This is a genomic window from Dellaglioa sp. BT-FLS60 (assembly GCF_054941065.1).
The window spans coordinates 1-12,370 of sequence record NZ_JBSOLI010000026.1; the positions used below are offsets into that span (position 1 = coordinate 1).

A 12,370-nucleotide genomic window follows, 5' to 3' on the forward strand; every position below is an offset into this window, starting at 1 on the left:
AGGGAACCTCTTTCTTTTGGGCTGGCTGGCCATTAAAGGAAACGAAGTTCCCTTTTTTGTATTATTATATAAAAAAATTGCCGCCAGTGATAGATTTTCTATCACCAACAACAAATATTGTAGAGCCTTTATTACACGATATTTCTATTCAAGTGGCTATTAAACCTAATATCAGGTAAAATATAAGTATATGATAATTTTACAAGCGCGGATAAGTTAGATATAAAATAAATAATGTTGTTTTTTGAAATGGAGAAATAAATGAGCTCAATAATGGGACAAGTAGTAACTGCAATGGTAACTGATGAGAATGATACAGAGTTTTTAGTACAAAAAGATGGTATGACAATGCATTTATTAAAAGACGAAAAAAATAGTCAATTAACAAATGGGTCGATGGTCAAAGGATTTGTTTATGAGAATGAAGACCATGATTTAAGTTTATCAACAACGATTCCTAGAGCTGGTATTGATCAATATGCTTTTGGTGACGTTGTCAAAGTCAGAAGAGATTTAGGTGTTTTCGTTGATATTGGGTTACCAGATAAAGATGTAGTCGTATCGTTAGATGATTTACCAGAAATGCGATCACTTTGGCCAAAGGCTGGGGATCGATTAATGGTCGGACTTAAAATTGATTCTAAGGATCGTATTTGGGGTGATGTTGCGGATGAAGAGATGTTCCGTGAAATTGCTAAAAAACCTGATGATTCATTAAAAAATCAAAATATGACATTTACAGTTATTCGTTTAAAAATGATTGGGACATTTGTCATTACTGATGATGATTATCTAGGATTTATTCATCCATCTGAACGTTTTAATGAACCTCGATTAGGGCAAGTGTTAGATGGCCGAGTAATTGGGATTAGAACGGATGGGACAATTAATTTATCTATTAAGCCACGCGCGTATGAAGCAATTAGTGACGATGCAGCAATGTTAGTTGCTGCGTTAAGCCATAATGATGAACAAAAATTGCCCTTTACTGATAAGAGTAATCCAGACGATATTAAAGAATATTTTGGTATTAGTAAAGGTCAATTTAAAAGAGCAGTTGGTCATTTATTAAAGGGACGTTATGTTAAACAAGAAGATGGCGAACTTATTTTAATAAAAATGCCTGAGGAACTTGAAGATAAGGCTGAGGAATCAGTTGACGATATAGATAATTAATAGATAGCGAGGGATTCTGGTGGATAAGGCACAACAAATTAAATTAATTGAAAATAAAATTCACCAGTCTAACTTTAAATTGACACCTCAGCGTCAGGCTATTATATCTGTTATTTTTGAACATTCGAATGAACATCTTAGCCCAGAAGAAATTTTTGTTTTGGTTAAAAAAGTATCATCTGAGATTGGATTAGCAACAGTCTATCGAACGTTAGATGTATTGGTCGAATTAAATATCATTGATAAAATAGCTTTTGAAGATGGTATGGCTAGATATGATTTAACAATAAATGATAAACAACATTTTCATCATCATCTTTTGTGTACGCAATGTGGTTCAATTGAAGAAATTCATGAAGATTTATTAGAGGATGTTGAAAGATTGGTTACGCAACAATTTCATTTTTTAGTGACGGATCATAGGTTAACTTTTCATGGAATCTGTATGAATTGTCAGAGAAAATCAAAAGAATAAACCACGGATTTGACATAACTATTATCAATTTCTAAGATTCGAATGATAATAGATGCCGTAAAAATGTCGTGTATAGAGGAGAACGCTAATGCTTATTAAGTATAAGAATGATTATGAAAAAATTGCGATGGGCTTGTTGTCATTCATTCCTGATTTGAAAGATGTTACTAGAATTAATTCGGCAATTAGCGGTTATCAAGATTCAGATACTCGTGTCTTATATCTTTGGAAAAATGCAGATGGTAATTTCACTGGCATAGTGGGTATTGAAAATGATGGTAATGTTGTGGTAGTGCGTGCTATTTCATTGAGTCCAGATGAAAGACATAAAAAAGTTAGTTTTTTAATTTTAGACGCTGTTTTAGCGCTATATCCTGATAAGAAAATTATGGGCACAATTGATACAACAAAATTAATTGAAAAATGGGAAATACAAAAAAATGAGCCAAAATATTGAAGCAATTAGTGATGTCACACTTAAGTTAGCTTCATTCGAAGGACCACTTGATTTGTTGTTACATTTAATTAAGGATTCTGAGATGGATATTTATGATATTCAAATTTCGGAAATAACAGATTATTATTTATCAATTATTAATCATGCTGAAAAGATGTCTTTAGAGGTGATTGGTCAATATTTAGTAATGGCATCAACTTTAATGAAAATTAAAAGTCAAATGTTATTACCAGTTGAGGTTTCCGAGATAGAAGAAATACAAATTGATCCGAGATCTGACTTAGTTAAGCAATTAATTGATTATCAAATTTTTAAAGATGCAGCTGGTGAGTTGGGTGTCAAAGCAAGTAATCGAGCAAATTATTTTTCTAAAGAACAGAGTCGTGTTCCTAAAAATGATTTTGTTAATCAGCAACTTGATATTCCTGGCTTGGATTTAGAATCACTTCAGAATGCTTTTAAAAGGGTCCTTGTGAAACAAGTTAATCAGCAGTCAGTTGAAAAGAAAATTAATGTACAACAATTTTCACTTACTGATAAAATCTTAGAAATTGAACGAATTGTGACAAATTCGATTGGTAGATTAACATTTGATGATCTTTTCGAAGATTCAATGAGGGTTGATGAAATTGTTATTACTTTTTTGGCGATATTAGAGCTTTCAAAACTGAATCAGATTGAATTAAAACAAGTTAATAGTCATGAGAATATTCAAATTTTAAAAATTGAACCATAGGTTTGTATTAGGGAGGTATGAAAGTGAGTCATTTAGCAAATATTGAAGGACTTTTATTTGTAAGTGGGGATCAAGGCATATCTTTATCAGAAATAGCCAGATTGACTGGTTTAATGAAATCAGCAGTTAAAGAGCAACTCGAAAAATTAGCGATTAAATATATAAATGATGTCGATTCTGGATTAGAATTAATTCAATATAATGATTTTTATCAATTAGTGACAAAAAAAGATTTGGCTAATTTAATCAAAGATTATTTTGATAATCCTAATTCAAGGAGACTTTCTGCTGCAGCACTAGAAACACTAGCTATTATTGCTTATAAGCAACCTGTGACACGACTTATAGTTGATGATATTCGAGGCGTTCAGAGTTCGGGATCATTGCAAAAGTTGGTTGCCCTAAATTTAGTTAGTGAAAGTGGGCGTCTTGATGTACCAGGGAGACCTATTTTATATAAAACAACAATACAATTTCTAAACTATTTTGGATTGACAAGCCTTAAAGAACTTCCAGAAATTGATGAAAATCAGAAGTTTAATGTGGAAGTGGGTCAGCTGTTTTGGGATAGTTTTAACGAAAAATTACAAGAAGATGAGGAATAATATGGCAGAGGCAGAAAGATTACAAAAAGTTATGGCACAAGCAGGTGTTGCATCGAGAAGACAATCTGAAAAAATGATTTCAGAAGGTCACGTCAAAGTAAATGGTAAAGTTGCAGATGAGTTAGGTATCAAGGTGACAAGTGAAGATAAAATTGAAGTTGATGGGATTCGCCTGAATGAAGAGCCATTAGTATATTATTTGTTCTATAAACCAAGAGGGGTTATCTCAGCGGTTAAAGATGATAAAGATCGTAAGGTTGTGACAGATTATTTTCCAGGTGTAAGAGAAAGAATTTATCCTGTTGGCCGATTGGACTATGATACTTCTGGATTATTGTTAATGACAAATGATGGTGAATTAGCTAATAAAATGACTCATCCAAAATATAAAATAGATAAGACTTATGTTGCAAAAGTGAATGGTATTCCATCAAATGATGATTTAAAAGCTTTACGTCAAGGCATTGTTATTGATGGTAAAAAAACGGCACCCGCTCACTCAAAAATTATTTCTGCAGATAAAAATAAGCAAAAGGCAATCATTTCTTTAACAATTCATGAAGGTCGAAATCATCAAGTTAAGAATATGTTAGCAGAGGTTGGTCATCCCGTTGAAAAATTAAAACGTGAAACTTATGGTTTCTTAGATTTATATGGCTTAACTTCAAGTCAATATCGTGAACTATCTGAAGAAGAGGTTCATGCATTGAAGAGTATCGCTGATCGTAAATAGTTGTAACTCATTTTTGCATATGTTATATTCAATAACGTAATAAAATATTTGGTTCGTCTTCAGGGGCAGGGTGAAATTCCCGACCGGCGGTTATAGTCCGCGACCCACATGATATATGTGGCTGGACTGGTGAAATTCCAGTATCGACAGTTAAAGTCTGGATAAAGAAGATAGGGCTTATTTGAGTAAGTAATTTCAAATGAACTCTGTTAATCTTTGTTGATTAATAGTGTTCATTTTTTTATTTATTTAAAAGGTTCTTCATTGAAGATGGCCTTCCAGGGGGTTCTCTAGCATGAAACAATCATCAATTTTTAGAGTTGTGATTACAGCATTTTTGGCTGCAATTTCGTATGTATTAATGTTTTTTTCTTTTCCGGTAATTCCATTAATTCCGTATTTAAAAATCGATTTTAGTGATTTACCTATTTTAATTGGATTTTTTATTTTAGGTCCTTTAGGTGGTACGATGGTTGCCGTGGTTCGTTCATTATTATATCTTGTTTCAACTGGAACGGATATTGCTAGTTTGATAGGTGTTGGAACTAATTTTTTGGCATCAATGGCAGTTTCTTTTCCAACCTATTATATTCTTAAGGGGCGTAACAGCGCTAAACCGACAATTGGTAAGAGTATTCTGGCTATCTTGATAAGTACGCTGGTTTTAACCGCTGCGTTGTCTATCGCGAATTATTTCGTGATTTTACCAGTGTATTTAAATGTTATTGGTATGAATATAGGCATGTCAGTATCTAAATACGTAATTCTTGGGATTGTTCCTTTTAACATCATAAAAGGTATTTTAGTCGTTGGGTTATTCAGTATTTTATATCGCAGAATGTATGAATGGGTTCAGGTAAATAATAAAAAATATAAATAAGTATAGTATAATGATGAGGAAGAATTCTTAAAGGATTCTTCCTCATTTTGGTTTAAAAGGGTGGAAATTTATGATTGAAGATTATCTTTTACAGATGTTTCAAAAAGAACGTCGACGATCTAACGTGATTTATAGCATCATCATAGGTCGTAATACAGTCTCCAACATATATTGGGGTATGCGTTACGGATTATTAGATTATTTTGGTATGGCACCTCGATTTTCAAATGAACGATTTCGAGTAGGTCTGTCTAAATTACAACAAAATCACTTTCTTGAAGAAAGTGATGGGCAGGTCTGGTTAACAGTACAAGGCGTAAATCGACAAAAAAAATTAACACGAGAGTTATATCAAATTAAATTTCCTGAATTAATGAGTCAATATAAATTTAAAGAATGGACAGAAACTTGTATTTTAGCAATTCAAGTTGTGTCTGAACTTAGTTTTGCTAACCGACATTATTATCCAATAGTGACATCTGAATTAACTAAATTTAATATTAAAAAATGGTTTTCAAAGAATGACAAAAAAAAGTTAGCTGAGCAAGTTAATTCAGAATTACATTTGTTTATTCAGAAAATCGATGTGAATGCTGAATTAATTTTTATGAATAAATTAATAGGACACCAACTTAATGGATTAACTGATCAACAATTGGCGATTGAGTTGGAGCTTTCAGAAATAGAGATTCAATTAATTTATCGAGATACAATGAACTTTTTTGCGAGTTGGGTTGAGCAACAGAAACAAAGTGTATTTAAAGAGTTGGTACAACTGGTTCGTAAAACGGGAATTATTTCTGAAAGTGCAAAAGATACGATGAGATTAGTTGATATGGGGTTATCTATTGATGATATTGCTAGAAGAAGAAATTTAAAAAAAAGTACAATTAATGAGCATTTGCTTGAACTAGCGATGCTTAGCGATGTATTTCCGTTCGATATTTTTTTAACTAAAAAAATAAGTGATGATTTAACTGAGGTAATGGGAAAAAATATTGACCGATTACCTTTTCAAAAAATACAAAATCAGTTACCTGATATGACTTTTTTTAATTATCGTTTGTATCAAATTTATAGGAGCAAAACAGAATGACCAAAATTAACTTAAAAGAAAAATTAACTGAATATTTTGGATTTGATTCGTTTATGATGGGTCAGGAAGAAACAATTGAAACAATTCTCTCAGGGCAAGATACATTATCAATATTGCCTACGGGGACTGGAAAATCATTATGTTATCAATTAGCTGGGTATCTTATGAATGGAACAACGGTTATTGTCTCGCCATTATTATCATTAATTCAGGATCAAGTCAGTCAATTTAATTTTCGCGGTAATGAGACGGCTATTGGCCTAACATCGCTATTGAGTTATTCTGAAAAAAAATACGTGTTAAAAAATATTCAATCTTATAAGTTTGTGTATTTATCTCCTGAAATGTTAAGTCAAACTGAGATTATAAATGTGCTTAAAAAGATTGATGTTTCTTTGTTCGTCGTGGATGAAGCGCATTGTATTTCAACTTGGGGACCCGATTTTAGACCTGATTATTTAAATTTGAATCATGCGATTACTGAACTTGGTTCACCTCGCGTATTAGCGCTGACAGCCACGGCTACCCCACAAATTCAAGATGATATTGTGGGACAATTAAAAACAGCAAATCGGCATTTTTATAAAGTTATTAAGTCGGTTAATCGAGATAATATTTTTTTAAGTGTCATAAAAGTGGCTAATGAGCTTGAAAAAAATGAGCAATTAATACAATTATTAAATAAAATCGAGGGTGTTGGTATTGTTTATTTTTCAAGTAAGAAGAAAGCTAATGAAATATCTGACTTGATAAATAAACAAACTGGATTAAAATCAGAACCTTATCATGCAGATTTGACAGATATGGCGAGATATACGGTACAGCAGCAGTTTATGACGAATCAAATTGATGTTATCTGTGCGACAAGTGCTTTTGGTATGGGTATCAATAAAAAGGATATTAGATATGTCATCCATTATCATATGCCTGCTGATTTTGAAAGCTACGTTCAGGAGTTTGGTCGAGCCGGCCGAGATGGTCAGCAAAGTATAGCAATTATTTTTTCACAGGCTAATGATCTGTTCTTGCAAAGAGGGTTGATTGATTTAACAATTCCAGATACTGATTTTATTAGAACTTATTTTAAAAAACATAAAGAATTAGTAGGGCTTGGGGAAGAAAAAGGTAAACTGTTGGATTATTATTATGAAAATCACGATTCAGTTGAAAAAGTCCAATTGCTTTTTAAACAAAGAAAAATGGAAAAAGAACTAGGATTGCAAGATATGGTAACGTTTATTGATTCTAGCCAATGTCGAAAGCAACAAATTTTGAAGCATTTTGGAGAATCAAAAGTAGTGGCACACAATGAAGCGTGTTGCTCAATCATTTTTAATGAGTCTATCCTTCAGCAAATTGGATTAGAAAAAAAGAACGATAAAATTGATAATAAACGACTAATTCAAGCAACAGATACGATTATTTCTAAATTGTTTCAATTATCTTGAGAATAATTTGGATTGTTATGGTAAAATAATGATAATTGTTTTTAGGAGGATTGAAAATTGAGTGATAAAAAAGATAATTCAGAGAAAAAGCCTTGGGAAAAGTCGTTTGAAGATGATAGAGACGATGATGGGAATTATTCTCGATCAGCAAATAGGCGCAAAAGTAAGAATAGTTCGTTATTAACTACGGGGTTACTAGTTGTTTTTGTTGCTATTATTATCGGAACAATTGGGTTTTATATTGTTGAAAGTAATAAAGTTTATCAACCATCAGATGCAACAACTAGTGAGCGTTCTTCAAGCAAGAAGACAGTAACTAAGACGGATAATGTAACAAGTTCCAAATCTAAATCTAATTCTAATTCCAAAGCCAAATCAGAATCGAAAGCCAAAGTAAGTTCTGAATCAAAGGCTAAGGCTAGCTCAGAATCAAGAGCAAAGGTAAAAGCTGAATCAAAAGCAAAGGAAGAATCGAAAGCTAAAGCAATTTCTGAATCTGCATCTAGTACAAGTTCAGCAAGTTCTTCAAGCACATCTTCAAAATCATATGTGACTGTTGAAGCAGGACAAGGGTTATATCGTGTTGCGGTAAATAATGGTTTAAGTGTAAGTGGCCTTTTGCAATTGAATCCTGGCTTAACTGCTGATTCAGCAATTACTGCAGGACAAAAATTAAGAGTTAAATAATAGATATGGATTGATTAAATATCAATCCATATTTTTATGGAGGAATTAGCCAGATGAAAAATAATATTCAAGTTGCAATCGATGGCCCAGCATCAGCAGGGAAAAGTACTGTTGCTAAATTGGTTGCCAAAAAATTAAACTATGTCTATTGTGATACAGGGGCAATGTATCGAGCAATTACTTTTGAAGCGATGTCAAAGAAGATTGCGCTTGATAATGATGATAGATTAGTTCGTTTATTAAAAGAGACAACAATCACTTTTAAACCAGCTGATCCGGAACAATTGGTTTTTATAAATGATCAAGATATTACACAAGCTATTCGCCAACCTGAGGTGACAAATAATGTTTCAACAGTTGCTGCGCAAGAAGGTGTCCGGCAAGAACTGGTGAAAAGGCAACAAGAAATCGCTGAAAATGGTTCTATCGTTATGGATGGCCGTGATATTGGGACAACTGTCTTACCAAATGCTGAAGTTAAGATTTTTTTAATTGCTAGTGTTAAAGAGCGAGCACTTCGTCGATTTAAAGAAAATCAAGTTAAAGGTATTGATACAACACTTGATGTCCTAGAATTTGAAATAGCTGAACGAGATCGAAAAGACTCTACTCGTGAAATTTCGCCACTTGTTCAAGCTAAAGATGCTATACTTGTAGATACAACTTCAATGGATATTGAGGCTGTTGTACAAAAAATAATGGAAATAATCAACAAATAATGAAATAAAATATGAAAGTTGAGTATTAGCACTAGTAATTACTCTTCATTTCAGCTAAAATAATAAATAGAGTTTATTCGCTAAGGAGGACATTGTCCATGAGTAATATTGAAGAAAATAATGATTTACTAGAAGCACTAAATAGTGTAATTGAAGTTAAGGTTGGTTCTGTTATAAAAGGTGAAGTTTTAGCGATTGATGATGCTAAACAAGTCATTGTTGGTATTGAAGGCGCCGGTGTTGAAGGTGTCGTTCCAGCAAAAGAACTAGCACTTAAAGCTGGCGAAGAAACAGAAGACGTTGTCAAAATTGGTGACGTTATGGATTTAGTCGTTATCTCAAGTATTGGTGGAGATAAGGAAGGTGGTAGTTACTTACTATCACAAAGAAGAATTGCTGAACGTGAAGTTTGGAATGACTTACAAAAATTGGCTGATGACGATGCTACAATTGAAGCAACAGTTACACAAGTTGTTAAAGGTGGATTAGTTGCTGATGCTGGTGTCCGTGGTTTCGTACCTGCTTCAATGATTGATGATCGTTTTGTTGAAGATTTATCAAAATACAATCATCAAACATTAGATTTCAAGATTATTGAAATTGATCCAACTGAAAATAGATTAATCTTGTCACATAAAGCTATTGTTAAAGCTCAAAGAGATGCTCAAAAAGCTGAAACACTTAAAACATTAACAGTTGGTGAAATTGTAACAGGAACAGTTGCTCGTCTAACAAACTTTGGTGCATTCGTTGACCTTGGTGGCATTGATGGACTTGTTCATATTTCAGAAATTTCATACAACCGTATTTCTAAAGCTGAAGATGTTTTATCAGTTGGCGAAGAAGTTAAAGTTAAAGTATTGGCAATTGATTTAGATAAGAACCGTATCTCATTGTCAATCAAACAAACATTACCTCAACCATGGGATAATGTTGAAAACGATATTCATGTTGATGACGTCTTAGATGGTACTGTTAAACGTTTGACGACATTTGGTGCATTTGTTGAAGTTATGCCTGGAATTGAAGGATTAGTTCATATTTCACAAATTTCTTACACACATATTGCAACACCAGGTGAAGTTCTAAAAACTGGTCAAGCCGTTCAAGTTAAAGTCCTTGAAGTACATCCAGCAGAACATCGTTTAGCTTTATCAATTAAAGCACTTGAAGAAAAACCAGCAACAGAAGAAAAACCAGAAAAGAAAAAAACAGTTAAAAAAGCTGCACCAAAAGCTAAAGCTTCTAAATCAACAATGAGTGGTATGCCAGAAGAAAGTACTGGTTTCACACTTGGTGATATTTTAGGTAAGGCATTAGAAGATGCAGATACTAACAAATAATTAAAATATTATTTTTAAGTAACGACTGAACTGTGGTTCAGTCGTTTTTATTATTACAAAAGATTTTTAGAGAGTGAGGTTATCGTCTATGGCAAATCCTGTTGTAGCAATTGTTGGACGTCCTAATGTTGGAAAGTCTACAGTTTTTAATAGAATAGCGGGTGAACGAATTTCGATTGTTGAAGATACGCCCGGTGTTACACGAGATCGTATTTATGCGCATAGTGAGTGGTTAGCGCAGAAATTTAGTTTAATTGATACTGGTGGTATTGATATTGGTGATGAACCTTTTTTAACACAAATCACTGAACAAGCACAAATTGCGATTGATGAAGCTGATGTGATTGTTTTTCTTGTAAGTGTAAAAGAAGGTGTAACTGATGCTGATGAAAAAGTTGCTAAAATTTTATATCGTTCTGATAAACCGGTAATTTTAGCCGTTAATAAGGTTGATAATCCAGAATCACGACAAGATATTTTTGATTTTTATTCACTGGGATTTGGGGAACCATTCCCACTTTCTGGAAGTCATGGACTTGGTGTCGGTGATTTGTTGGATGAAATTACAAAAAAATTCCCTGAGAATATTCCTGATGAAGATGATAGTCGAATTAAATTTAGTTTGATTGGTCGTCCTAACGTTGGTAAATCTTCGTTAGTGAATGCGATATTAGGTGAAAATCGAGTCATTGTTTCACCTATCGAAGGGACAACGCGTGATGCAATTGATACAGCTTTCGATTCGGAAGAGGGCGATATGTTCTCAATGATTGATACGGCTGGTATTAGAAAACGTGGGAAAGTTTATGAAAATACTGAAAAGTATTCTGTCCTACGTGCTATGCGGGCGATTGATCGTTCTGATGTTGTCTTGGTCGTGTTGAATGCTGAAGAAGGTATTCGGGAACAAGATAAGAGAGTGGCTGGATATGCTCATGAAGCAGGTCGTGGTATTATTATCGTTGTTAATAAATGGGATACACTTGAAAAAGATAATCATTCACTTTCTGATTTTGAAGCAAACATTCGTCAAGAGTTTGCTTATCTAAGTTATGCGCCCATCATTTTCGTGTCAGCTATTACACAACAACGTTTAACTAAGATACCAGCGTTAATTAAACATGTGAATGAGAATCATAGTCGTCGTATTACATCTTCAGTCTTGAATGATGTCATCATGGATGCTGTTGCTCATAATCCAACACCAACGGATAATGGTAAACGATTAAGAATTTACTACGCAACACAGGTAGCAATACAACCACCTACGTTTGTTGTATTTGTTAATGATACTGATTTAATGCATTTTTCATATGAACGTTTCTTAGAAAATCAAATAAGAACATCATTTGATTTTGAAGGAACACCAATTCATGTCATTGAAAGAAGAAGAAAATAAATTCCAATTGATAAAACGCTATCATTATATCTTTTTTTCTTCTAAAGTGGCTAAATACCTTGATGTCATACGTTTTGTATGGTATCTTAAATAAAGAATTAGTAGAGTAATCTCTGGTTCTGTTATTATTATTTAGTTAAAATAATAACGGCTGAATATCTCTTTAGATATTCAGATATATTTTAGGGGAGGTGAAACATTATGGCAAACAAAGCACAATTAATCGAAAATGTTGCAAAAGAAACAGGATTGACGAAAAAAGATGCTACTGTCGCAGTTGACGCTGTATTTGGTTCAATCCAAAGCACGTTAGCTACAGGCGAAAAAGTTCAATTAATCGGTTTCGGTAACTTTGAAGTACGCGAACGCGCTGCTCGTAAAGGTCGTAACCCACAAACAGGTGAAGAAATTCAAATTCCTGCAAGTAAAGTACCTGCATTTAAACCAGGTAAAGCTTTAAAGGATTCTGTTAAATAAGACTTAGAAAAAGCTAGTACAATTCATTTTGTACTAGCTTTTTCATTCTATAATTTATTTTATAGACAATAGCCAGGTAAGAGATTACTGGCTATTGTCTGCATGATAGATTAAACTGATCCATATTGATTTAATTAAG

The 12,370-nt window shown here is 33.1% G+C and carries 14 protein-coding genes and 1 riboswitch; all 14 genes read left to right on the forward strand.

What is annotated here, in order from left to right; translation table 11 throughout:
* Window positions 1-261: 261 nt before the first annotated feature.
* A complete protein-coding gene (locus tag ACVQ8P_RS00890) occupies window positions 262-1,176 on the forward strand; it encodes a CvfB family protein (protein WP_462296965.1) in 915 nt (304 codons plus the stop codon).
* Between the two features lie 13 nt (window positions 1,177-1,189).
* Window positions 1,190-1,651: a Fur family transcriptional regulator gene (locus ACVQ8P_RS00895; protein WP_462297042.1), complete on the forward strand. Its 462-nt coding sequence runs from the start codon at window positions 1,190-1,192 to the stop codon at window positions 1,649-1,651.
* 88 nt (window positions 1,652-1,739) lie between these two features.
* Window positions 1,740-2,108, forward strand: a complete 369-nt coding sequence (locus tag ACVQ8P_RS00900; protein WP_462296966.1) for an N-acetyltransferase — start codon at window positions 1,740-1,742, stop codon at window positions 2,106-2,108.
* Window positions 2,068-2,844 (forward strand): segregation and condensation protein A, encoded by a 777-nt coding sequence (locus ACVQ8P_RS00905; protein WP_462296967.1) that lies wholly within the window; start codon window positions 2,068-2,070, stop codon window positions 2,842-2,844. Before ACVQ8P_RS00900 ends, ACVQ8P_RS00905 begins: the two co-directional genes overlap by 41 nt.
* 17 nt (window positions 2,845-2,861) lie before the next feature.
* Window positions 2,862-3,449, forward strand: a complete 588-nt coding sequence (gene scpB / locus ACVQ8P_RS00910; RefSeq protein ID WP_462296968.1) for an SMC-Scp complex subunit ScpB — start codon at window positions 2,862-2,864, stop codon at window positions 3,447-3,449.
* A gap of 1 nt (window position 3,450) precedes the next feature.
* On the forward strand, window positions 3,451-4,182 hold the full coding sequence (locus ACVQ8P_RS00915; protein WP_462296969.1) for a pseudouridine synthase: 732 nt from the start codon (window positions 3,451-3,453) through the stop codon (window positions 4,180-4,182).
* A 51-nt stretch (window positions 4,183-4,233) separates the two neighbouring features.
* Window positions 4,234-4,358: riboswitch (FMN riboswitch) on the forward strand.
* A gap of 119 nt (window positions 4,359-4,477) precedes the next feature.
* Window positions 4,478-5,062, forward strand: a complete 585-nt coding sequence (locus ACVQ8P_RS00920) for an ECF transporter S component (protein WP_462296970.1) — start codon at window positions 4,478-4,480, stop codon at window positions 5,060-5,062.
* A 70-nt stretch (window positions 5,063-5,132) separates the two neighbouring features.
* Entirely contained in the window at window positions 5,133-6,158 is a 1,026-nt protein-coding gene (locus ACVQ8P_RS00925; RefSeq protein ID WP_462296971.1) for a helix-turn-helix domain-containing protein, read from the forward strand.
* Window positions 6,155-7,606: a RecQ family ATP-dependent DNA helicase gene (locus ACVQ8P_RS00930; RefSeq protein WP_462296972.1), complete on the forward strand. Its 1,452-nt coding sequence runs from the start codon at window positions 6,155-6,157 to the stop codon at window positions 7,604-7,606. The genes ACVQ8P_RS00925 and ACVQ8P_RS00930 overlap by 4 nt, the downstream gene beginning before the upstream one ends.
* A 57-nt stretch (window positions 7,607-7,663) precedes the next feature.
* On the forward strand, window positions 7,664-8,293 hold the full coding sequence (locus ACVQ8P_RS00935; RefSeq protein WP_462296973.1) for a LysM peptidoglycan-binding domain-containing protein: 630 nt from the start codon (window positions 7,664-7,666) through the stop codon (window positions 8,291-8,293).
* 53 nt (window positions 8,294-8,346) lie between these two features.
* On the forward strand, window positions 8,347-9,012 hold the full coding sequence (gene cmk, locus ACVQ8P_RS00940) for a (d)CMP kinase (protein WP_462296974.1): 666 nt from the start codon (window positions 8,347-8,349) through the stop codon (window positions 9,010-9,012).
* Window positions 9,013-9,110: 98 nt separating this feature from the next.
* Window positions 9,111-10,355, forward strand: a complete 1,245-nt coding sequence (gene rpsA, locus ACVQ8P_RS00945; RefSeq protein ID WP_462296975.1) for a 30S ribosomal protein S1 — start codon at window positions 9,111-9,113, stop codon at window positions 10,353-10,355.
* 88 nt (window positions 10,356-10,443) lie between these two features.
* Entirely contained in the window at window positions 10,444-11,754 is a 1,311-nt protein-coding gene (gene der / locus ACVQ8P_RS00950; protein ID WP_462296976.1) for a ribosome biogenesis GTPase Der, read from the forward strand.
* A gap of 201 nt (window positions 11,755-11,955) precedes the next feature.
* Complete coding sequence (locus ACVQ8P_RS00955; RefSeq protein ID WP_409022511.1) at window positions 11,956-12,231, forward strand: HU family DNA-binding protein; 276 nt, start codon at window positions 11,956-11,958, stop codon at window positions 12,229-12,231.
* The last annotated feature ends 139 nt before the right edge of the window (window positions 12,232-12,370 follow it).